This is a genomic window from Caproicibacter fermentans (assembly GCF_014303955.1).
In the GTDB taxonomy this organism is placed as follows: domain Bacteria; phylum Bacillota; class Clostridia; order Oscillospirales; family Acutalibacteraceae; genus Caproicibacter; species Caproicibacter fermentans.
The window spans coordinates 3,621,517-3,644,205 of sequence record NZ_CP060286.1; the positions used below are offsets into that span (position 1 = coordinate 3,621,517).

At 44.9% G+C, this 22,689-nt stretch carries 25 protein-coding genes and 2 tRNA genes; 16 read left to right on the forward strand and 11 right to left on the reverse strand.

The features are described 5' to 3' along the window. Positions 1-12 precede the first annotated feature (12 nt). Both HCR03_RS17975 and HCR03_RS17980 read left to right on the forward strand, forming a co-directional pair. On the forward strand, positions 13-1,275 hold the full coding sequence (locus HCR03_RS17975) for a HipA domain-containing protein (protein ID WP_187035746.1): 1,263 nt from the start codon (positions 13-15) through the stop codon (positions 1,273-1,275). A 373-nt stretch (positions 1,276-1,648) separates the two neighbouring features. Beyond that, positions 1,649-4,957, forward strand: a complete 3,309-nt coding sequence (locus HCR03_RS17980) for a C39 family peptidase (RefSeq protein ID WP_187035748.1) — start codon at positions 1,649-1,651, stop codon at positions 4,955-4,957. A 116-nt stretch (positions 4,958-5,073) separates the two neighbouring features. On the opposite strand, the gene HCR03_RS17985 is transcribed toward HCR03_RS17980, so the two are convergent. Both HCR03_RS17985 and HCR03_RS17990 read right to left on the reverse strand, forming a co-directional pair. Continuing rightward, positions 5,074-5,415 (reverse strand): hypothetical protein, encoded by a 342-nt coding sequence (locus tag HCR03_RS17985; RefSeq protein ID WP_187035750.1) that lies wholly within the window; start codon positions 5,413-5,415, stop codon positions 5,074-5,076. Positions 5,416-5,451: 36 nt separating this feature from the next. Continuing rightward, positions 5,452-6,153 (reverse strand): hypothetical protein, encoded by a 702-nt coding sequence (locus tag HCR03_RS17990; RefSeq protein ID WP_187035752.1) that lies wholly within the window; start codon positions 6,151-6,153, stop codon positions 5,452-5,454. A gap of 655 nt (positions 6,154-6,808) precedes the next feature. Between HCR03_RS17990 and HCR03_RS17995 the strand changes: the two genes are divergently transcribed. The 4 genes from HCR03_RS17995 to HCR03_RS18010 all read left to right on the forward strand — a co-directional run bounded on the left by HCR03_RS17995 (position 6,809) and on the right by HCR03_RS18010 (position 8,965). Further along, positions 6,809-7,114, forward strand: a complete 306-nt coding sequence (locus tag HCR03_RS17995) for a type II toxin-antitoxin system RelB/DinJ family antitoxin (protein WP_187035754.1) — start codon at positions 6,809-6,811, stop codon at positions 7,112-7,114. Then, positions 7,111-7,440, forward strand: a complete 330-nt coding sequence (locus HCR03_RS18000; RefSeq protein ID WP_187035756.1) for a type II toxin-antitoxin system RelE/ParE family toxin — start codon at positions 7,111-7,113, stop codon at positions 7,438-7,440. Before HCR03_RS17995 ends, HCR03_RS18000 begins: the two co-directional genes overlap by 4 nt. Before the next feature lie 126 nt (positions 7,441-7,566). Beyond that, positions 7,567-7,767, forward strand: a complete 201-nt coding sequence (locus tag HCR03_RS18005) for a ribbon-helix-helix domain-containing protein (RefSeq protein WP_187035758.1) — start codon at positions 7,567-7,569, stop codon at positions 7,765-7,767. Positions 7,768-7,783: 16 nt separating this feature from the next. Continuing rightward, a complete protein-coding gene (locus HCR03_RS18010; protein WP_187035760.1) occupies positions 7,784-8,965 on the forward strand; it encodes a tyrosine-type recombinase/integrase in 1,182 nt (393 codons plus the stop codon). A gap of 47 nt (positions 8,966-9,012) precedes the next feature. Here the strand turns inward: HCR03_RS18010 and HCR03_RS18015 are convergent, their stop codons facing one another. The 7 genes from HCR03_RS18015 to HCR03_RS18045 all read right to left on the reverse strand — a co-directional run bounded on the left by HCR03_RS18015 (position 9,013) and on the right by HCR03_RS18045 (position 13,209). Continuing rightward, positions 9,013-9,258: a hypothetical protein gene (locus tag HCR03_RS18015; RefSeq protein ID WP_187035762.1), complete on the reverse strand. Its 246-nt coding sequence runs from the start codon at positions 9,256-9,258 to the stop codon at positions 9,013-9,015. A 39-nt stretch (positions 9,259-9,297) separates the two neighbouring features. Beyond that, positions 9,298-9,696 (reverse strand): DUF4279 domain-containing protein, encoded by a 399-nt coding sequence (locus tag HCR03_RS18020; RefSeq protein WP_187035764.1) that lies wholly within the window; start codon positions 9,694-9,696, stop codon positions 9,298-9,300. Between the two features lie 14 nt (positions 9,697-9,710). Beyond that, positions 9,711-10,199: a hypothetical protein gene (locus tag HCR03_RS18025; RefSeq protein WP_187035765.1), complete on the reverse strand. Its 489-nt coding sequence runs from the start codon at positions 10,197-10,199 to the stop codon at positions 9,711-9,713. Further along, the gene (locus HCR03_RS20715) at positions 10,183-10,524 is read right to left on the reverse strand and encodes a DUF4417 domain-containing protein (protein WP_187035767.1); all 342 of its coding nucleotides are present in this window, start codon (positions 10,522-10,524) and stop codon (positions 10,183-10,185) included. Before HCR03_RS20715 ends, HCR03_RS18025 begins: the two co-directional genes overlap by 17 nt. 453 nt (positions 10,525-10,977) lie before the next feature. After that, a tRNA-Leu gene (locus HCR03_RS18035) sits at positions 10,978-11,064 on the reverse strand. Between the two features lie 422 nt (positions 11,065-11,486). Further along, the gene (locus HCR03_RS18040; protein ID WP_187035769.1) at positions 11,487-12,296 is read right to left on the reverse strand and encodes a M23 family metallopeptidase; all 810 of its coding nucleotides are present in this window, start codon (positions 12,294-12,296) and stop codon (positions 11,487-11,489) included. 238 nt (positions 12,297-12,534) lie between these two features. Further along, positions 12,535-13,209, reverse strand: a complete 675-nt coding sequence (locus HCR03_RS18045; RefSeq protein WP_066645149.1) for a sugar transferase — start codon at positions 13,207-13,209, stop codon at positions 12,535-12,537. A gap of 162 nt (positions 13,210-13,371) precedes the next feature. Between HCR03_RS18045 and HCR03_RS18050 the strand changes: the two genes are divergently transcribed. The 10 genes from HCR03_RS18050 (at position 13,372) to HCR03_RS20720 (ending at position 19,830) form a co-directional block, all read left to right on the forward strand. Then, the gene (locus HCR03_RS18050; RefSeq protein ID WP_066645151.1) at positions 13,372-14,316 is read left to right on the forward strand and encodes an ROK family protein; all 945 of its coding nucleotides are present in this window, start codon (positions 13,372-13,374) and stop codon (positions 14,314-14,316) included. 35 nt (positions 14,317-14,351) lie between these two features. Further along, entirely contained in the window at positions 14,352-15,401 is a 1,050-nt protein-coding gene (locus HCR03_RS18055; protein WP_187035771.1) for an aldose epimerase family protein, read from the forward strand. 377 nt (positions 15,402-15,778) lie between these two features. Further along, the gene (locus tag HCR03_RS18060; protein WP_187035773.1) at positions 15,779-16,138 is read left to right on the forward strand and encodes a demethoxyubiquinone hydroxylase family protein; all 360 of its coding nucleotides are present in this window, start codon (positions 15,779-15,781) and stop codon (positions 16,136-16,138) included. A 24-nt stretch (positions 16,139-16,162) separates the two neighbouring features. After that, positions 16,163-16,978, forward strand: a complete 816-nt coding sequence (locus tag HCR03_RS18065; RefSeq protein WP_156991173.1) for a family 1 encapsulin nanocompartment shell protein — start codon at positions 16,163-16,165, stop codon at positions 16,976-16,978. Between the two features lie 27 nt (positions 16,979-17,005). After that, entirely contained in the window at positions 17,006-17,383 is a 378-nt protein-coding gene (locus HCR03_RS18070) for a desulfoferrodoxin family protein (RefSeq protein ID WP_407926883.1), read from the forward strand. Positions 17,384-17,466: 83 nt separating this feature from the next. Then, positions 17,467-18,021 carry a rubrerythrin family protein gene (locus HCR03_RS18075; protein WP_187035775.1) on the forward strand — a complete coding sequence of 185 codons (555 nt, stop codon included), beginning with the start codon at positions 17,467-17,469 and terminating at the stop codon, positions 18,019-18,021. A 484-nt stretch (positions 18,022-18,505) separates the two neighbouring features. Next, a complete protein-coding gene (locus HCR03_RS18080) occupies positions 18,506-19,027 on the forward strand; it encodes a DUF4358 domain-containing protein (protein ID WP_066645163.1) in 522 nt (173 codons plus the stop codon). Positions 19,028-19,061: 34 nt separating this feature from the next. Then, positions 19,062-19,136, forward strand: a tRNA-Gly gene (locus HCR03_RS18085). Between the two features lie 413 nt (positions 19,137-19,549). Beyond that, positions 19,550-19,711, forward strand: a complete 162-nt coding sequence (locus tag HCR03_RS18090; RefSeq protein ID WP_175391702.1) for a hypothetical protein — start codon at positions 19,550-19,552, stop codon at positions 19,709-19,711. Continuing rightward, positions 19,654-19,830, forward strand: coding sequence for an IS66 family transposase (locus HCR03_RS20720; RefSeq protein ID WP_083210059.1), 177 nt, complete (start codon positions 19,654-19,656; stop codon positions 19,828-19,830). Before HCR03_RS18090 ends, HCR03_RS20720 begins: the two co-directional genes overlap by 58 nt. A gap of 355 nt (positions 19,831-20,185) precedes the next feature. On the opposite strand, the gene HCR03_RS18100 is transcribed toward HCR03_RS20720, so the two are convergent. Continuing rightward, positions 20,186-21,997, reverse strand: coding sequence for an ABC transporter permease (locus tag HCR03_RS18100; protein WP_187035777.1), 1,812 nt, complete (start codon positions 21,995-21,997; stop codon positions 20,186-20,188). Further along, on the reverse strand, positions 21,994-22,677 hold the full coding sequence (locus HCR03_RS18105; protein WP_066645165.1) for an ABC transporter ATP-binding protein: 684 nt from the start codon (positions 22,675-22,677) through the stop codon (positions 21,994-21,996). The genes HCR03_RS18100 and HCR03_RS18105 overlap by 4 nt, the downstream gene beginning before the upstream one ends. Positions 22,678-22,689 lie beyond the last annotated feature (12 nt).

Genomic DNA, 22,689 nt, shown 5'->3' on the forward strand with positions numbered 1-22,689 from the left:
GAGTTGGTGAAGATGGCGGACAAGTTGCATCAGCAATATGTTCTGATGCACAAAAACATACCTGTTGTCGATTTGGAGCTTGACACTGCTTCCGGTTCCATCTCCGCCATAGGCTCCGCTCATGAGGAAGCGCATATCCCCGTTGGCATTCCAGTGAAAAAGGGGGAAATTGACCGTGCAGCCCTGAACGAATGGTGGAAAGGCCGCGCGATTCCGGCAAGCCGCGACGGGATACGCCACGCACTGCTGAAACTGAATGTGTCCACGACACAGCAGCTTTTGGATAAATGCCTGGGCCTCAGTTTATCGGATCAGTACTGGATATGCCCCAAGAAGTCGGGGATTGAGTGGAAAGACATAAACTTTTTCGATCATGCCTTCGCCGACGATATTGGCAATATCCTGTTCGGAAAGGGTTCGTCCAGTGACAAAATCAGCCTGATGTCTCCTGACAATACCTCGGACGGCTGGTTGAAAAAGAAATGGGCGATCCTTGACGGAAAGCGATGCCTGATTAAAGGCGGCAGCGGTGCGACGCAGCAGGAGCCATACAACGAGGTTCTGGCAAGCCATATCATGGACAGACTTGGGATTCCCCATGTCCCTTACACACTGATGTTGCAGGATGATTATCCGTACAGTGTCTGCGAGGACTTTATTACTCCGCAGACAGAGTTGGTTCCGGCTTGGTACATTATGCAGACGCAGAAGAAGCAGAATCATGTTTCCGTATATCAGCACTATCTTGACTGCTGTGAGGCACTTGTAATTCCCTACGTAAAGGATTCCCTTGACCGGATGATGGTGCTGGATTACATCATTGCCAACGAGGACCGTCACCAGAACAATTTTGGAGCGATCAGAAACGCGGAAACACTGGAATGGCTTGGAGCCGCCCCGATTTACGATAGCGGATCTTCCCTTTGGTTTGCAAAGCCCACGGCGCTTATTTCCCCCGGTGCGAAGGTTCCGTGCAAGCCGTTTAAGGCCGACCATGAGGAACAAATCAGGCTTGTATCGTCGTTTGACTGGCTTGACTTGTCGGCCCTAAAAGGTATCGACGAGGAATTCCATGAAATCCTGAACGGTTCTCTGTTCATTGACGAAGCACGGCGCGACGCCTTGTGCTTTGCACTCCGCAGGCGGGTGGAAATGCTGATGGAAATCGTCAATTCCCGCGTCGTGCTGTTCCCTGTGGACGATTTAAGTACGGATGTGACGGAAAATGTGGCATATAGCGGAATGGATACCGAGGATGAGGACTTAGAACGGTAACTAAATATTATTAGGAAGGACTGCAGCAAAACGAATTTGCAATAGCAAACTGCACAAGAAACAGTCTCTATAAAAAGAAAATGCGCCTTGAAACGGCTCTTTGAGCCCAATCAAGGTGTATTTTTTATGCACTATTTTGCAACAGCCCCTTTTATACTTCTATGGAGATGGCGTTAGAAACAGAAAGGTCTCCACAAGGTGCTGTTATGATTAATAGACGCATATAAAATATTATCACTTATTTTGAAAAAATTGCCCTCTTCAAGGCGATTTTTCTTGATTTCTACGGGATAAGTGAAAGGAGATCAATTTGTTTGGAAGTCAAACAACAGCCAAATAAACTTAGGCAAACAATTCATAGGAGGTAGGTTCAATGAGTCAAAAGTCCATATCTACGGTGCAAGCAGCATCCAATGTCCAGATTTCCTACTTGAGCAGCGGTACATGGAAGACCATTAATGACCAAGTACAAAGCTCTATGGATGGCATCAAAATTCAGACAAGCTCAAACAGTTCCTATTATTTACAGTATCGGACATGGAATCAGGGGAAAACAGATTATTATCCTTATGTAAAAAGTAATGTAGATGATTATGCCGGCTCGTCAGGCAAACCTGTCCAACGGCTCCAAATACAGGCATACCAAAATGATGGCACAAAACTGTCAGCAGGTATCGTTGTAATGTATCGGGCATTTGTTGATGGAGAATGGCTGCCTTGGGTAAGCAATGCTGATCCTGAATGGATGCGAAGCGTACAAAACAAGTATAATTTGGGCGGTACTCTGGACACTGATGATTCTTATGCCGGTAAATCAGGCAAAAATATCAGTGGTATTGAAATCCGTGTTTATGAAGAAGGAGCAATTGGAGATTTTTCCGGAGGGGAAGCAACAGCACTCCTAAGTTATATGGCTGATAGTACTTCAAATTGGAATTCTTTTGAAAGAAGCACAGTCGCATCCCATATTGATGGGATCAAAATGCAAACTACAAACAAACCTTATTATCTCTTATATAAAACGTGGAACTCCGGTCAGTCCTCTTATTATCCGGCTGTCAAGAGTACCGACAATGATTATGCAGGCTCTGCGGGGAAGCCGATTCAGAGATTAAACATTCAGGCATATAAGAACGATGGCACAAAATTGGTTTCCGGTGTTATTGTTATGTACCGTGCCTACGTAAATGGCGAGTGGCTGCCTTGGGTGAGCAACGCTGATCCAGAATGGATGAGAAACGTACAGAACAAATACAGTTTAGGCGGTACGTTGGACACGGGCGGTTCATTTGCTGGTGAAGCAAATGAAGATATAAGCGGCATTGAAATACGTATTTTTGAAGATGATTCCCTGAACGCCGGAACAGATGATTTCTCAGGAGACGAACTCAGTCTATCATTAAGTTATATGGCTGACAGTAACGATAATTGGAACGGCTTCAATGGAAGTGTAACTGCACCACATATTGACGGAATCAGAATTCAGACAGACTCGGCTCAGCCCTTTTATCTGCTTTATAAAACTCTAAATTCCGGTCGTGATACGTACTATCCTGAAGTATCAAGTACGGGGAATGATTATGCGGGTTCAGCAGGAAAACCAATCCAGAGGTTAAGTATCCACGCTTATCAAAATGATGGTACAAAATTGACTTCCGGCATTGTCGTAATGTATAGGGCTTTGGTTGATGGAAGGTGGCTGCCTTGGGTCAGTAACGCTGACCCCGTGTGGATGCGTGGCGTTCAAACTCAGTATAACCTGGGTGGAACATTGGATCTAGATGCCTCTTATGCGGGTGCATCGGGTAAAAATATCAGTGGTATCGAAATTCGGGCATTTAAAGGCGACACAAATCTTACTCCTATAGAAGATTTGCCCGGAACAGAAACCACGCCATCCTTAAGTTATATGTACGACAGCATTTCAAACTGGCATTCCTTTGACAAAAGCGTGATGTCAGCACACATCGATGGAATAAAAATACAAACCAACCCGAATAAACAATATTATATTAAATATCAAACATGGAATTCCGGCCAGTCTTCCTATTATCCGGAAGTTGCCAGCACAGAAAACGATTACGCAGGTTCAGCAGGAAAGCCAATTCAGAGAGTAGGACTCCATGTCTATAGAAGTGATGGTGTAAAATTAACAACCGGTGTTGTTGTCATGCTTAGGGCTTATGTGGACGGAAATTGGCTGCCTTGGGTAAGTAATGCCGATCCTGAGTGGATGCGGAGCGTTCAAAGCAAATACGATTTAGGTGGAACACTGGATACCAACGGCTACTACGCTGGTATAGCGGGTAAAAATATCAGTGGTATCGAGATCCGAGTTTTTGAAGAGAATGGAATAAATACAACACCTACTACGCCTACAGGAAATTATAAAATTATTCAGGCGCCATTTATTTCACAATTGGGGGATTATCCCACCGGATGTGAAAGTGTGACTGCCGTCATGGCACTTAATTACGCGGGGATTAATACCTCGGTGGATACATTTATTGATACTTATCTGGATAAATCCACTATACCATTTGATCCAAATCTCACATTTGGCGGAGATCCCAGATCGTCCCACTCATATGGATGTTACTCGCCAGTGATTAAGAAAGCTTTAGATCGAGTGTTATCCGGTAAAGGCTATGAGGCTGATATATTAAATAGTGTATCCTTGGAAACATTGTGCTCCCAATACATTGACGAAGATATTCCAGTAATTATGTGGGCTACGATGTATATGAATCCACCATATATTGGTTCCACGTGGACTTTCAACGGTAGACCAATCCAATGGATTGCACCGGAACATTGTTTACTGCTAGTGGGATATGATGATAACAATTATATTTTCAACGATCCTCTGCAAACACAAGCCTTGAAATTTTACAGTAAGTCATCCGTCGAAGCTGCCTATAAAGGTTTATCCAGTCAGGCCATTGTCATTTTGAAAAAACTAAATAGGCCTTTCAATGAATCAAATCACGAAGCTTTAGAAAAAGAATTATCGGCACAAGTGGAAAGTGACATTGATTGGTTGCATAAACTTGGAAAGTGGCATTCCAGCGAAGAAGCATTAAGTAACGTATTAAAGTACGACAATGTCATTACTAATATTTGCAATCAGTTTTCTATGCAAAAAGCCTTGTTGCAAACGGTAATTTTTAGAGAGCAACGCTTCGTATGGTTTGCAGATGATGTTGCAGATGGGGTCGTAATGGGATCATATAACTATGACGCTGCGCTCGCTGAATGGATGAAATTGTCCCCAGCACAACAGCTAATTGTTCCCGCCCCGCAGATTCCAATTCCATATAGACACGATTGCAGTACTGGATTGTCCCAAATATTTGCAGCCACGGCTATTAAAGCAATTAATTTTGCTGTCGATCAAGGAATAATTTCTGATGAGAGAAAATATAACGGTGAGAATCTTGATGATCTGAAAACTATTTGGTATAAATTGAAAGATAATGACACTTTCAATATTAAATGTGCCACCTTAACACTAATATATGAATCTCTTTCAACTTTGGGATATCAAGACAATTTTGTAAAGTATTCGATGGATCAAATCGCAATGGTTTTCACTAAATACAATTCGCTTTCAGACATGCCAAACGATTATGGGAAAGATTGTGCTGAATGGTATAAAATTTTTAACAAATATAATAATTAAATTATGACACAGCTTTCTTAGTACAAAACTCTATAAAAAAACAGTCTTCAGCTATTCGCATTACTGAAGGCTGTTTTTTGTTATAATTTAATTGTCAATAGTGAAAGTTTCAGTTATTAGAGGCCAAACATACTTAAAAAGTTATTAAATCCAATTAGCATGACTGCTATAGCAAACAATACAACAAATAATAAAATGGGAATTACCCACATCCATTTTTCCTTGTGATAGAATGTATTCCCTAACCATATAGAAACAGGTAAAGTGGCCACGAGCAAAAATATTAGAGCTATTGCACCAATCATGATAGAAATATCCGTTTCACTTCTTAAATCATATGAATACCCTTTTCCGTGACCTGTAATAAACATATAGATAAAGCCTATCCAAATGGGCGAAATCAAAGCTATAAACCCTTGCCATATCAAAGCAATGGCTATTTTCGTTTTTTTCCTCATGTAATTTTCCTCTCAGTCTCAAAAAGAATACTGATTTCAGCCCTCCTTTTGTATCTTGTTATCTTTAACAGTAAAGTGTTCCGTTACCTTCAAGGAATCAGCGACCCATAGCGCAATCTTTCCAGAAGACAAATCTACGGAATCATCAAATGCTCCGGTAACTAAATAAGGAATGTCCTCTCGATAGCATTGTATAATATGATGTTTTTTGCCCCCATAGGTATAGGAATACTGAACTTCCGTTATTTTGCCGTGAGTGCCATCATAATGTTGATAATTGAAATCAATTTTTGGCGGATTCACCTTACTCGATTGATCTGAACTTAGTATATTCGCAGCATTGTCAAATGATTTTTTCATGTGCTTTTCATAAGCATTGGTTTTTCCGGCAAACAAATCTTTATACATTTGTTTGTCTTCCTCAGTTATCGCCGATGCTGAATAATAGTAATTTCCAATACTCACTGTAAAAGGCAAGGAATCTTCCTCTGCTTCAAACTTTTTCTCAGCCGCATCCTTAGGACACGCAACAACGGATAAATTATAATGTGGACCGGAAGCCCAACCTTCTGGTACTCCGAATTCAAAAGTCGCAAGATCCCCTTTACTGTTTTGTGTAACAGTTTTCATTGAAACCGGTGAATTTCCCACTGGGCTTTTGTTCGTTTGGCATCCAACCAAAAGGAGCAATAAGGTGAGCGCCATAAGTGTAATAGATAATTGTCTCTTTCTATTCATTTCTTCCCTCTTTTTTATTTATTGTTCTATTTTAGTCAGTCTGATTCTAATTCGCCGTTCCACTGACTAGCAAGAAATTTATAACCCATGGAAAAAAGTTAATTGAAGTTGTTAATTCCAGCGTCTTCCCGAAGTAAGCAGATAAAATATCAGTTCTAATAGTTATTATAAAGCATTGTATTTATTATTAACATTATATCATTTCTGTTTCTTTTTTCTACCAGTTTCATGCAAGCATTTATTGGAAAATATTAGGCAGCAGGAGGATAGGTATAGCAGACCAGTATTTTCAATATCCATTAATATTAACTTGGAATCCCTTTCGTTATCTTTTATCTATAACCACAATACGAACACTTCCGTTTTCGCTTTTTCAGGGAGCGAAGCGACAAGCCCCTGCCGGGTTACCGGCAGGGGCAACTTAATGCCAAAATCTGAAATTCTGGAGTTAAGGCAGGAATAGCCGTCATACTTCCGGCGCGTTTACAGCTTGAAAGCAGAGCTTTCAACATCTTTTCTCAGGTATGATTTTATATTTTCAGTATGATTTGCGTCATACTTTGTAATTTTTCATTTTGTATTGCTATTGTGCGGACATTTGCATATAATATAAAAGAAGATTGTTGCCGATGAGCGCGAAAGGAGCGATGAACCAATGGCAAAGACGTCGAATCTATATGCCCGGATTGAGCCTGATGTAAAAGAACAGGCTGAATCAATCCTGTCTGCACTGGGGATTCCGGTATCAAACGCCATCAACATGTTTTATAAGCAAATAATTTTACAGCGTGGGATTCCCTTTGAAATGAAACTTCCTGCAAGTCGGGTTCCCGACCTCAGTAAACTTACAAAAGAACAACTGGATACCGAATTGGAAAAGGGCTATGCGGATGTAGCTGCCGGTCGTACAAAAGCGGCTGGTACTGTGTTTGAAGATATCCGAAAGGATTACGGAGTATGAGCTATTCGGTGAAAATCTCCGAACAGGCAAATTCAGATCTGAGGGAAATTTTCGAATATATTTCCTTTGGACTGCAATCTTTTCAGAATGCAGAGGGACAGCTGTCACGGCTTGAAAAGAATATTTTGTCGCTGGACCATATGCCGGAGCGTTTCCGCCGATACAGCGAAAAGCCGTGGCTGAACCGAGGCCTGCGCATCATGCCAGTGGACAACTACTGCGTGTTCTATATCCCTGATCTTGAAAAGAAAATTGTCAACATTATCCGCATTCTGTACGGAGGCCGGGATATAGACACAGAGCTTGCAAAGCACACGGAAGAATAACACAGAAACTCAATTTAAATGGAAGAAAAGCAGTCTCATTTTTTAAGGCTGCTTTTCGCTGTCTATGGGAGAAAACAATCCATCCCGAACAGATCCGCTTGTAAAGGCAGTCAAAGGAGGCCCTGTTTGAAAGAAGAAGAGTGTAAAACGGAGCGCAAAACGCTCCATTTGCCGATCGATACCATCAAGGCACTGGAAAAGCTGGCGGCGAAAAATGGAACGGATTTATCCAAGGAGATCCGGCACGCCATCGACGCCTACCTTGACGTTTCCGTTACCGCCGAAAACATCAACATGATTCACGGGGCTTCCGGTCAAGGGAAATAAAAAACGGGCGGAAAGCATGCTACAGGCGGAGCGGAAAAAGTTTGAGCAGAAATCGGTAGGTGAAAACAAAGACATTCTGTTTTCGGATTTTCTGTTAAACTGGCTTGATATGATGAAGAACAGTGTGGAACTCACTACCTATGGGTCGTATGCCTATGTTGTGAAAAACCATATTATTCCGTATTTCAAGGAAAAGAAACTTCTGCTTCGGGACGTAAAGCCAAAACATATTCAGGATTTCTATCAGTACGAGCTGAACGACAAAGGAGTTTCCGCAAACACGGTCATTCATTATCATGCCAACATCCGAAAGGCTTTACAGTATGCTTTTGTGACGGGAATGATTCCATCCAATCCCGCCGACCGCGTGCAGCGTCCCAAAAAACAGCCGTTCGAAGGGAACATCTACAATGAAGAAGAGTTGGCAAAGCTGTTTCAGGTTGTCAAGGGAACGCTGATTGAACTGGCGGTTCTTCTGGGCGCGTTCTATGGTTTGCGCAGGAGTGAAATCGTCGGATTGAAATGGGATTCCGTTGATTTTATCCAGAAAACCTTTACGATTCGCCATACCGTTACGGAAGTCAGCATCGACGGTAAATTTCTGACGATTGCGCGCGACCGCACCAAAACGAAATCCAGCTGCAGAACATTGCCTCTAGTAGCTCCTTTTGAAAAGGTACTGAAAGAACTGAAGCAGAGGCAGGAAACGGACCGGAAATTATGCGGCAGCTCCTACTGCAAAAAATATCTTGAGTACATTTATGTAAATGAAATTGGAGAACGGATTAAACCGGCATATCTTACGGACCACTTTCCCCGAGTTCTGGAGAAAAACCATATGCGCAGGATTCGTTTTCACGATCTCCGCCACAGCTGCGCGAGTCTGCTGTATGCTCACGGGGTAAGCCTCAAAGAAATTCAGGAGTGGTTGGGACACAGCAACATCAGCACAACCGCTAATATCTACACGCACCTGAGTTTCGATTCTAAGGTTTCCTCCGCCAATGCGATCCTGAATGTTTTTCCCGGTGCTCCATCCCTTACACATCCCTTACAGAAAAAATTAACAAATTCTGTAAATTCAGTGAAACGCAGAAGAACAAAAAAGTCTCCAAACCCGCATGAATACTGGGCTTGGAGAGATTCTATACTGGTGCGAGTGTTCATAACGACAAACTCGGGAACCCGTATAAAATAAAGGTTTTCGGCATCAGGCAAACGGATATTACATTAAAAGTAAAGCAGTTATCTTTTCATCTGTTCTTCTGCATTCCAGTCAATGGACGGCAGTGTTTTTCCTGAAAACCATTTACACCCTAAACTAATCCAGTGTTTACGCCAGATTGCAATAGATTCATCTTTATTTAGAAAGTCGTCGCACCCAAATTGAAATCCGCAGCAGGGACAAACTTCATCAGAACCTACGCCACGATTATCATAAGGGGGATTTAGCAGTCCGTCATATTTGCATACAGGACAAATATTCTTCATTGGTTATACCCTCCGACAAATGGTAAATTGCTCAACCTTTTAATAGGGATAAATATCAAAGTTGATTTCGGCGTTGATTTTTGCAGCAAATTGGATACAGGCGCGTGAGAATTCCATAAGGGGGCTTTCACTATCATATATTTTAGCTACTATTCCAAAACCACACTTTAGATTGTTCTCTGTCAAAATAGAGTTAATCGCTATTTCTTTCTCTTTGAGAAGATCCATTATTTTTTGGAATTGGATCATAACATTTTGGGATTCTTCATATCCCGTCGAGATGCACCATTCTGTTTCTGCAAATTCCGGAATTTTAAAATCTTCTTTTCGGCGGGTCTCTGTGGGAGTTAAACCTAATTGTAGTGATACCTGATCGATATCAAATTTATCTCCGACAATCCAAAAATCTACCATCACACAAGTTTTTTCACTTTCCATTTATCACATACTCCTTATTCAATTGAAACTTTAATTCCGGTTTGTTTGCCTTCCAAATAACACTGACCAGTATTATTATCGACTTTAATATCGAATTTTGATATGTTGCTTTTACCAACATAATCTTCTTTGAGATCGTGTGCATCTTTATATCCCTTGGATTTTGCAATACGGTCAGCAGTTTTATTATCGACTTTTCTAAGACTTGGCTTACTATTTTGTTCTCTTTCGCCAATATTTCCGCTTCCCCCTCCTCCGCCGAATCCGGATGTGATAACATATCCGCCTGTTTTAATTACATAATGTCCGTTGACTTCTTTTGGTTCCTCAAGCAACTGTGTCGATCCTGCTTTGTAACAGCTATTATCCACAAACCCGTAAAAAGTCTTTTTATGTGGCAGATTGTTAGTTTTGGAGTAATCAACCTTGATAACATGGCCCTTCATTTCGGGGAACGGATCACAGTAGCAAATAATTGCTTTCGGCTCAATACGTCGGAGCATTTCGTTGTAGCCTTGTAGAAAAAAATCCTTTTCTTTTTTTTACACCTAATGTAGAAAGTGCAACAACGGAGTTCCTTTTGATTCCATCAAAACAATACCAATAGCTTTGAGGTTGTCCCCAATACACAGTAGGGATTACCGTAAATCCTTTAGACTGTAAATATGCACCGCACCACCTCGAACGGAATGTGTTGTAAATTTGCAACGATACCGGCATGGTATAATAGGCGCTAAATTGAGGTGACAATACACCTTTGTACTGACTAAGTTTTTCAAGACGCGGCTCAGGATCATTCCAGACGACTTCAAATTTGTAATCATCCAAAAAAAGTGGACAAAACTTTGTTCATTAGCTTTATCGCCGGGTTTAATTTGGTCATAACCAATCAGTTGGACATCTTTGAGGTCAATGTTTTGCCGACGAATAATTGGCATTTCAAAGATCCCATCACTCTTGAATTGATTTCTCAGAAACAACGGGTTGCTTCTGAATTCTTCACTAGTCACACTTTTCACCCTTTGGAAAGTTTAGCAGGCAAAAAATATGCCTCCACATATACCTCCAAAAAGGATAAGCATTGCACTGAAAAGGGCAACATTATTTAGATTTATAATTTATTTGTGCAAGTAAACGATATAAATATATTATCATAAACTTTTGATATAAGGGCAATCTCAAAATATTTTTTAATAAATTAAACCTAATAATGAAAGAAAAGCAGACTGACATATCATCAGCCTGCTTTTGTCGTTATGACCACTCGAGGGTCATTCGTAATGGTGCCGCTGACCAGACTTGAACTGGTACGGTATTGCTACCGAGGGATTTTAAGTCCCTTGTGTCTGCCAATTTCACCACAGCGGCAAATCTTTAATTTTGAAATTCCTAAATTCAAGGGATGCAAGTAAGGGATGCGAAAGAAAAAACAGATTTTGTTCTTGAAAAAATTCAATAGCCATGCGGGCTTGCAGATTTCAAGCGATAATGGACTGAACGGATTTTAAGTCCTTTGTGTTTGCCAATTTCACCATGGCGGCAAATTTAATTTTAACTTCCCTGAATTTCATCACTTCGGAAAATTAAGGGATGCAAGTAGGGGATGCGAAGCGAAAAGCTGTTTTGAACCTTAAAAAACTAAATAGCCATGCGGGTTTGCAGATTTCAAGCGACAATGGACTGAACAAATTTTAAGTCCTCTGTGTCCGTCGTTTCCACCACAGCGGCTCAGTTTTTAGCAGGAGTTATTATACCATAGCTCGGCGGCAAAAGCAAATCAAATCTTATATTTATGATTCGATTTCAATATCTTTGACACGGAAGTATTCTTTTGTCTCCGCGACACGGTAAACCTCCGACTGATGCTGCCGGAGCAGTTTTGTCAAGGCGTAAACGTCCACCCAGATCTCATTGTTGCATTCCTTCTGACTTTCGTCGAAAACCAGCTGAAGCCCGAAATGCAGATGGCTGACTTTGATATTATTCACATTTTCCTTGGAACTATATCCCGTACGGCCGACATACCCGATCACATCGCCCGCCTTGACGGTCTGGCCGACGCCAAGACCGGCAGCATACGGGCGGTTTTGTCGAAGATGCGCATAGTAATAGTACCGTTTGGTGTCAAAGGAGCGAATCCCGATTCTCCAGCCGCCGTACTGATTCCATCCAAGCGCTTCCACGATCCCGGATTCTACCGCGATGACCGGTGTTCCGGTCGCCGCCATCATATCGTGACCCAGGTGGGGCCGTGAGTATCCATAGGTGCGCCGCACCCCGAAATCATCACATTCCGAGTAAGGAAATGTCTTCGCAATCGGCGAATAACCGATCAGACCGTATTTTTCCTCACCGTTTTCCCGGTATTTTCCGAGAAGTCCGCCCAGCACCGCCGTATAGGCTTCCAAATAGTAATGATAGTATTTCATATCCTTGGTGATTTCATCAATGCCGGCAGTCTGCAGCTTTTCAACGAAAGCATCCATGTCGGAGCTTTTATAGCGGGTGAAATTCCCGCCGTATTTTGCCCCCAGATAGGCTAGAATCTGAATCCAGCTGAGGCTCCCGCCTTGTTCATGGGATTTAATATCCAGATTCATCGCCTTTTTCAAGGCAAGATACGAAACGTTGAATTCGACATATTTAATGTAATCCGCTTCTTTTTTTCTTGAATCTGTGTAGGAACCGACTGATGGACATAGCCGGCGGAAGCGGTCAGAAGGACAACCGCCAGAAAAAGGAGTAAAACTGTTTTCAGGGCCTTTCCCGTATGGTAAAACAACATTTCATCCCCCGCTGTTCTACCCAATCATATGTGAATCGCCCTGAAAATATGGCTCAAATTACCGCTGCAACGGTTTGAACCATAATTTTTATGTCACCCCAAACGCTGACTTTGCGTATATATTCCAAATTCAGTTCAGTTTTCGGCGGCAGGATTTGTTCAATATAGATCCGGTCCGGATCGCCGGAAGCAACCAGAAGCCTGTCTTCGTCCTTAAAGGCAATGCTGGAAGGAGCCGTAATCCCGGGACGAACCAGAAGCGTCGCCATCCCTTCGGGGCTGTAGGCGTCCACATAACGCCGGACTTCCGGCCTGGGGCCGACTAGGCTCATGGTTCCGTTTAGAACATTGATCAGTTGCGAAAATTCATCCAGCCTGCATTTGCGGATCAGCTTGCCGATTCGTGTAATGCGCGCGTCTTCACCGGTGGTAACGGCGGGGCCGATTTTGTCCGCGTTTTGTACCATGGTGCGAAATTTATAAATTCTGAAGTCCCGATTGTAGCGGCCGACCCGGACTTGGCGGTAAAAAACAGGGCCGGGCGAGTCAAGCTTGACCGCGATTGCCAAAAGGAGCAAAACAGGCGAAAATATCAAAAGGATGAAAAGAGACGCCAGGATGTCTCCGGTGCGCTTTAAAAACAGCGTAAAGCGTTTCCTTTGCAGCTGATTCCAATATTCCTGGGTAAACTCATTTTTCATGTTTGGCGGAAGAGCTTTCAATGTCATGTCTTTTTCACCATTTTCAATTTACTAAGTTTATTGTACCATTATATCACAGCTTTTACGCGAATGATTTTATTTTTTGAATTCGTATCAATCGTATTTACATTGCTCTACAAGAAATGCTATACTGATAAATATCACGGGGAAAAAGGAAGGATATCTCTTATGCATTATCTTGGGATTGACCTTGGGGGAACAAATATTGCAGCCGGTGTGGTTGATGAAGATTACCGGATTGCGGCAAGGGCAAAAAGAAAGACATCCGTACCCTGCACGCCGCAGGAAATCACCGAACAGCTTGCTTTAACCGCTTTGGAAGCGCTGAAAAACGCGCGGCTGACCTTAAATGATATTCCTTATGTGGGAATCGGAACGCCGGGCACGGTCAATCGGGAAAGCGGAGTGGTTGAATACTCCAATAACCTTTTCTTTGAAAATCTTGAACTCAAAAAGCTTCTGTCCGAACGGCTGAATCGGGATGTGATTCTGGAAAACGACGCCAACGCGGCGGCGTTCGGCGAGTACAGGGCGGGCGCCCTGAAAGGGGCCAATAACGCGCTTGCAATCACGCTCGGCACCGGGGTCGGCAGCGGCATTATCATTGACGGAAAAATCTACGCGGGCAGCAATTTCGCGGGCGGCGAAATCGGACATACCGTGATCGTGGCGAACGGAAGGCCCTGCACCTGCGGACGCAAGGGCTGCTGGGAATCTTATGCTTCCGCCACCGGCCTGATCGCCATGACGAGGGAGGCCATGCAAAAGGATCGGGAATCCCTGCTGTGGAAGCTGGCCGGCACTCTGGAAAATGTGGACGGCAGGACCGCGTTCGAGGGCATGAGGGCCGGTGACCCGACCGGAAAAGAAGTTGTGGATGAATACATATTTTATCTTGCGTGCGGCCTTGCAAACTGCATTAATATCTTCCAGCCGGATATTCTTTGCATCGGCGGAGGAATCAGCAACGAAGGGGAGTCGCTGATGGTTCCCCTTCGCAAAGCGGTCGCCGACGAAAACTACGCGCGAAACGCTCAGCATCAAACCCTCATCTGCAGGGCGCAGCTCGGCAACGACGCGGGAATTCTCGGCGCCGCTTTGCTGGGCGTATAAATACAGATTCAATGAATCGCGGGAGGAGTACAGTGATGGAAAAGCTGGAATTTGGCAGACTTTCCAACGGACGTCCCGTTGAAAAGGTAAGCTTGAAAAGCAAAAACGGGATGACGGGCGAGTTCTTGAATTATGGGTGCCGCATCGTCCGTCTGACGGTCCCGAACCGTGACGGGGTTTTTGAAAACGTGGTTCTGGGGCACGATTCGCTGGCGGAGTATGAGGCTCCCGGCGATGTGCAGGGCGCCGTCATCGGCCGCTTTGCCAACCGGATCGCGGGCGGGGAGTTCACCGTCGGCGGGAAGTCTTATCATCTTGCCAAAAACGAGGGGAACAACACGCTTCACAGTTCGGCGGCCGGGTTCCAGAACCGCCTGTGGCAGGTAAAGGAGACCACGGACGGCGGCGAGCCGTCTGTAACCTTCTCGCTCCTGAGCCCGGACGGCGACGGAGGATTCCCGGGCAATTTGCGCGCGGAAGTCACCTACACTCTGACAGAGGATCGTTCGCTTCGGATTGACTACCGTGCCGAAACGGACGCTGAGACGCCGCTGAATCTGACAAACCATTCCTATTTTAACATCACGGGGAATGCTGCAAAGGATGTTCTCGGCATGGAGCTGCGGGTGTTTTCGGACGCAATGACGGAAGCGGACGGCGGTCTGATTCCAACGGGAAGGCTTCTTCCGGTCGAAGGGACGCCGTTTGACTTTCGCTCCGCCGTTCCGATCGGTTCTCAGATCGGCGAGCCCGATCCGTTTCTTGTCCTGTGCGGGGGATACGATGTGAATTATGCTCTGAACGGCCCGGAGGGAATTAAAAAAGCCGCGGAGCTTTTTGACCCTCAAAGCGGAAGAGTCATGCTGGTCATGACCGATCTTCCCGGCATTCAGGTATATACGGCGAACAGCTTTGCCCCGGGTACGGTTGGATTCGGAGGAATTAAATATCAGCCGCACCATGCAGTCTGTCTGGAAACACAGTATTTTCCGGATTCGCCTCATCGGCCGGATTTTCCTTACCGGAACCTGGTACCGGGCCAACGTTTCCATTCCGCCACAATTTTTCGCTTTGAATGCAGATAAATATTGAAAAGTCGAAATCCAGCAAAAGGCCGGAACAACCGTACCCAAAGGGTACTGGCTGCTCCGGCTTTTTGCAATGACTTTTTCAGGGTTTGCGAGTCGGTGCTTTACTGATTTTCTTGAAGGAGCATCCTTTGGAAAAGAAATCCGACTACATTTAACCAGCGTGGATGAGACGGTTCTAAAGCTCCTGTGCCGGAGGAATTCAGGGAGTGGTGGTGGATTAAGCGATTGCGCTCTGGAGGAAGAAATACCCCTGCTGTAAAAAATAATAATTTTTATTATTTTTTTGTAAAGGCCTTGCAAATTGGAAGAGGTTATGATAAGATAAATTCATAAATTAAGAATGATTATTATTTAATTGGAGGTTGATTCAAATGCCGGCATTTACAAATCCGTTTTCAGGCAATGTTGAACGAAAAATGAGCCAGGAGGAACTGATTCAGGCAATCCGTTTGGATATTGCCGGAGAATTGGAAGCAATCTACCTTTACGATGCACATGTTCAGGCGACGGACAACGAAACGGCCAAGACCGTAATCGCGGATATCAGGGATGAGGAAAAAGCCCATGTCGGAGAACTGATGACGCTTTTGAGAACACTCGATCCGAAGGAAGCGGAGCTGTTTGCCTCCGGGGAATCGGAGGTCAGGGAACTGCTGGAGGACCTTGGAATTTCCGGTGGGGAGACCCGGCACGCGGCGGATCAATCAACCGTTGGAAACCTGTTGGAATAAAAAATCACGAAAGGAGGAATGAGGATGAGTTACCTGTCAAGAGAGAGCTCCGCACTATCTGCGGAGCTGTGGCGAAAAATCGATACGGCGGTGTTGGAGTCCGCCAGAAAGACATTAACCGGTCGGCGTTTTCTTCCTGTCTTTGGACCGCTCGGCGTTGGTGTGGAAAGCATTTCGATCGACAGCGCGGGACAAGTCGGCGAAGTTGCCAATAACGGCTTTATTACGACGAAAGCCAGAAAATACATGGAAATCCCCGCCCTTTATCAGGACTTTACCCTGGCGGCGAGAGACCTCGAAAACAGCGCGCGCCTCGGTTATCAGGCCGATCTGACCGGAGCGGTGCATGCCGCGCAGGCATGCGCCCGGATGGAGGACAAATTCATTTATTTCGGGAACGGCGATTTGGGCTATGAAGGCTTACTGACCGCTTCCGGAATTCAGAAGAGAAAAAGGTCCGAGTGGAAGACCGGCGAGAACGCTTTTACGGACATCGCCGCAGGAATCGAGAGCATGGCGGCAAAAGAGATTTACGGCACCTATGCCTTGTCTCTCAGCCCCGACCTTTATCTCGATCTTCAGCGGATACAGCCGGGAACCGGCCTGCTGGAAATCGACCGAATCAAAAAGATGCTGGACGGAAAGGTGTACCAGTCGGCTGCTCTGGGCAGCGGCAAGGCGGTTCTGGTTTGCTCTGAGCCGGCTAATATGGATCTTGTCATAGGGCAGGACCTTGCGGTCGCTTATCTGGAGCAGAAGGAACTGAATCACTGCTTCCGTGTTCTTGAGACCGTTTTGCCCCGTATCAAAAATAAAAACGCTGTTGTGGCGTTTGAATAAAATTTAAATTAATTTGAAGGAGAGATCATTATGTCAAATGCAGATTTTTATCGTTGCGAAAGATGCGGAAATATTGTTGTTAAGGTGAAAGACGGCGGCGGAACGCTCGTGTGCTGCGGTCAGGATATGACGAAGCTGGTGGCGAACAGTACGGATGCCGCTCAGGAAAAGCATGTGCCGGTTGTGACAAGGGAAAACGGCAGAATCAGGGTTGCCGTGGGATCCACGCTGCATCCGATGTTGCCGGAGCATCACATTGAGTGGATTGCGCTGGTTTCAGGCGAAAGGGTGGAGATTAAATACCTGCAGCCTGGTATGCAGCCGGTTGCCGATTTTGAAGACGCGGAAAGCGGAACGGTTTATGAGTACTGCAATCTGCATGGTCTTTGGAAAGCGGAGTTTTAAAAGGAATTCTAAAACGGCGAATGATTAAAGCAAAAACTTCGAATAATACCGGTACCATTATTATTTCAGGAGGTTATGACAGGATGGCAGTACAGAATGCAATGACTGCGGACTATCTTCGCTCCGCCTATGGCGGAGAAAGCATGGCGCACATGCGCTACCTGATTTGGGGCGATATGGCCGAAAAAGAAGGTTTCCCCAAAATCGCAAAGTTGTTTACGGCGATCGCCTATGCGGAACGGGTTCATGCAGGCAACCATTTTAAGGTGCTCGGCGGTTCGACATCCGATTCCACTGTCGCGGCCGGCGGGGTTTTCGGGACCGGCAGAACGGCGGAGAATCTTCAGGGAGCAATTAACGGCGAACTTCATGAAGTGGAACAGATGTATCCGGTATATCTGAATGCTGCGGAGTTTCAAAACGAACCCGAAGCAAAACGCTCTTTTCATTTTGCACTGGAAGCGGAGAAAGTCCACGCAAAGCTCTTCCAAGACGCCCAGAACGCGGCAAAAGAAGGAAGAGACATGGAATTGAAGGCTGTTTACGTTTGCCCTGTCTGCGGCCACACGGTTCTGGACGGAGCGCCGGACCGGTGCCCGATTTGCGGGGCGAAAAAGGAAATGTACAGGCAATTCTAAAAAACGGCAGAACTGGACTGTTGCAAAATGGGCTCATCCCAAAATTGAGCAAAAAATGCGTCTTAATCAGGCTTTGATAGCCGTTTTAAGGCGCATTTTCTTACTTTTCCGGTTGTTTATTTGTGTATTTTGCTGTCGCAAATTGCTGATGGAACAGCCTCCTTTCCATAATTTTATATTATGTTAACAGAAGCGTAAGTTTTTGTTTCAACCGGTTTTTTTCAACATGTTTGCCCCGATTGTTGAAAGACTGGGGTTTTGCTGCCGCTGTAAGATGGAAATTGTTGAAAACAAGGTGGAAAGTGTTGAATAATCAACATCGAAATTCTACAATATTAAAATAAAAAACAGGTTTATGTAAAGTGCAAGTAACCGATCAGAGGCAATCCTGATTCTATATTTTCTTATATGTAATTATTTAACCTTGAAAATAATGTAAAATACAATGGCGATTATTAGCAAAGGCCGGAAAGGAGGCACCAGGATGGAGAAAGCGGAACAGAGCAGAAAAAAGTGGATTATTTTCACCGTTGTCACTTTGATTTTTACCATTGCGATCCTGACCGGTGCTTTTTTGATGGTTCATCATATTCGGGAGAATTACGCAAGATATTCGCCGGACCAGATTACTCAGAGAATCATGAAAGAATTGGAGCCGGAAGACCTGGTCAAAGTAGAACCCGGACAAATCTCAAAGCATTATGACATACCGGACGGCGTTGTTGAGGCAAGTTCGCTGTATATGAGCAAATCCAGTGAAAGCGCATCGGAACTTGCATGCTTTCTTCTGACTGATACGTCAAAATACGATCAGCTGCAGCAGGCCATTCATGCGCACATCAGTGCAAAGGCCTCGGGATTTAAGAGTCTGAATCCAACCCAGTACAACGCCTTGAAGAATGTTTTAATTTCCCAGAAAGGACGATATGTTCTGGTTTCTGTGGGGAGCGTAACAACGGCGGAGGAAAAACTGTTTTTAGATTTACTGAGTCAAAAAAACACTTGAAAATCCTGATACAATATGATAAAATATTTTGCATGCGGGAGTAGTTCAGTGGTAGAGCGTCAGCTTCCCAAGCTGAATGTCGCGGGTTCGAATCCCGTTTCCCGCTCCAAGACAATTGCCCAATCATAGTTGCATGGCCCATAAAGCCAGTATTTATGCGGGCTGCGGGAGTTTTGAATGAGAAATTCAAGACTCCCGTTTTTCATAGATGCACACCTTCTTTTCTGCGGATTTGAGGGTTCAATCATATATAACTTAAAATACTCAGAATAGTGGTATACTGTTTGTAGAGGTGGTTGTATTCAGATAAGCCGGTTCTGCATAGCATCATTTTTTAGACGACTAAAATAGCTGACTGTCACTTTATAAGTGGTTGTCAGCCATTGTCCTTTATTGATAATACTGCCAGGGGCTTACCAGATGCGACAAATGCAGTGGGAAGCTTGTGCCAACGTCACAGACATGACCGAAGCCTCTGTACCGGCAAATAAATAAAGAGCCTTTTGAACAACCGGGCCGTTCATGCGGATTGAGACCGTGATGCAGGTGCTGAAAGAAGACGGTAAGCCGGCCGCTTCGAAATCGCGGATGTGGGTTTACGCCAGCAATGACCGCGGCGGCCGCCGATCCGATACTTTGAATATCAGCCGGACCGCAGTGGGAAGCACGCGGCCGCTTTCCTGAAAGACTTTACCGGCTTTCTGGTGACGGACGGCTACGCCGGGTATCATATAGTTGACAATCAAAAACAAACTCAAGTTTTCCATATCAATCATGTTCGTTTGGGACATACAACTTATTAAACTATCTTAAACCTTTCCGGTTTAATGTCGGAAAATATTACCGCAAAAGTTATCATACCCGAACATCTCTTGACATTACCTGGGGCATGAGAGGACAGTGTGATTTGCGTATGAACAACGCCGCCTTTTTTCGTATAGTCGTATATCATCCGTCCCACTCGTCTATAAGCTTTTCGCCGATGCGGTAGGCGGTTGCTGCGACGTCTGCTTTTGCCCAGCACAAAAGAAAGGGCGGCTCTGAAATTCAAAGCCGCCGTTTCTTTGAAAAGAGGAATATATCTGCCGGACGACGCTTTTTTGCAGCCGTCCGGCAGAAAATACAAAGGTCTGTTTCACTATTTACATCAATAGCGCCTTATAGTTCATTAATCGTATCGGTAACTGCCATATTCTGAATTCGTTTTGCCGGAGCATAGACCGCAGCGATAGCGGCGGCAATAACAAACAGAAGAATGATCACGAGAGGAACAGCGGGAATACTCCACACAGCGTAGCTATAATGAGCAGTAATAAGGTAGTCATATAACAGCTTACTGACCAGCAGACCAACGGTACAGCCGACGGCACAACCGCATACAGCATAGGTAAACGCTTCGGCAGCTATCATTTTCATTATCTGATGTTCATCCATGCCAACCGCACGCATGGCTCCGTACTGCTTGATCTTTGCGGACACGCTCATGGAAATGCTGTTCATAATATTTAATACCGTGACCAAAGTAATAATGGCTAAAAACGCATATACAAACAGTACGAACGCAATGTAGGTATTGGCCGTGCGCTGGTCGCGCAGATCGGAAAGCGTACCGTTTTCGTTTACTACGCCGCGGATGGCGGCCACATTTTTGTTCGTAGCGTCTTTTGACGTTTGGATCAGCACGAGCGAATAATCGGAAATGCCGGTCAGCCGGGTAAACGTTTCGTCGGAAGTAATGAGCGTTATTTTTTCGTCCAAACTGCCGTCGCTGCTAAAGGGGTTGTATTTCAGCGTCCCCGCGATGGTCAGCTTCTGACCGTTTGCTTTTAGAACGTCTCCCGCTTCCAAAGAATCGTTTTTGCCGCAAACAGCAAGCACATACTTGCTGTTCCCGTACACTTTCCCAATATCGCTGCCTTCTTTCAGTAGTTTGTCTTTCGTAAGGCAGTCCAAGTCAAAGTTACTATAGGAAACCAGGTCAATCCTTTCAGACCGGGAATTGTCTTTTCCGACTTCCGCCGGAACATCAGACAGGTTACGGCGGGCAAAAACACGTTTCACGCCATCCATACCCTCAAGCTTATTCAGCAGCGCACTGTCAACGGAATTTGAAGCATCGCTGCCGGAAATTTTGATGTCGGCGGTATTCGACGACTGCGGCATAATGCAGCCTACAAACTCTATCACAACCGTAAAGCTCAAAAAGAGGATAATGCTGAGCGCGAAAGAACCTGTCATAAGAATCAGGTTTTTCTTATTCGACACGGCATGGTGAATACCAAGGGCGGTTTCAATTTTGAAAAAGCGGGTATGCAACGCATGGTTTGCGTGGTTTGCAGCTTCAGAGTTGCCCGATACCGCTGTTACAGGGGATACTTTGGCGGCCCGTTTTGCAGGAGAACCGGCGGCAATGAGAACCGTAATAATACCTACAAGGATTCCGCTGACAATTCCGATCAGGCTGATTCCAAATAACGGTATGTTGGAAAACTCTTCCCCGACAAGATACCGCAGCACGCCACACAGCGCCCATGTGATTCCGATTCCAAGTAAAACGCCGATCGGAATAGCCGTTTTACACCAGTTCAGCGCTTCTAATCTTACAAAACGAATTATTTGCTGCCTGCTCATTCCAATACAGCGCATCATGCCGAAGAATTTTGTCCTCTGAGCGACATTGCTGTTAATGCTGCTTGAAATCATCAGCACTCCTGCAATCAGGATCAGCACAAACAGAGCCGCAGCAAGAAGAAAATAATTCTGTACCGCAGCGCTGCCGATCATATTTTCAAGCGCCTGACTGCCGTGCTTTGCCAGCAATCTTGCGGTCTCCATTCGGACGCTCATGTCCGCCATGGAAAAAACTGCCGTTACCAAAAACACCGCAAAGATGATGCAAAGAAGCGTCATGCGGTTCTGCCGTCTGTGTACCTTTGCGGAAATCGGAATCAGGCTAAGATAGCTTTTCATTCGCGGCACCTTCCGAAATCAGTTAATACACCGTCGGAGACCTGCAGGATCCGGTCTGCGGTCTGTGCGATGCTTCGGTTATGGGTAATCATAACGATGGTTTGTTCATACGTCTTTGCGGCTTCTTTCAGCAAAGCAATTACTTCGCTGCTGTTCTGCGTGTCCAGATTACCTGTCGGCTCGTCCGCAAGGATCAGGGACGGCCGCGTAATCAATGCGCGCCCTATCGCCACACGCTGCTGTTGTCCGCCTGATAACTGACTGGGTAAATGGCTGCGGCGCTCTTTCAAATTGAGCACAGTAAGCAATTCTTCCAGATACTTTTTATTGGGTCTCTGATAGTCGAGCAGTACCGGAAACATAATATTCTGCTCAACATTCAGTTCTGGAATCAGATTAAAGCTCTGAAAAACAAACCCGATGTTTCTGCGGCGGAAGATTGTCAGACTGCTGCCTTTCATAGCAAAAATATCTTTGCCGTCGATAAATACTTTTCCGGAAGTGGGATTATCAAGCGCGCCCACCATATTCAACAGTGTACTTTTACCGGAACCGGATTCTCCGACGACTGCAACAAATTCACCTTTTGGAACGGAAAAGCTGACATTTTTTAATGCGTGTACGGCTGCTTCCCCGCTGCCGTAGATTTTGGAAACTGATTGAACTTCCAATAAATTCACAGGTTACCTACC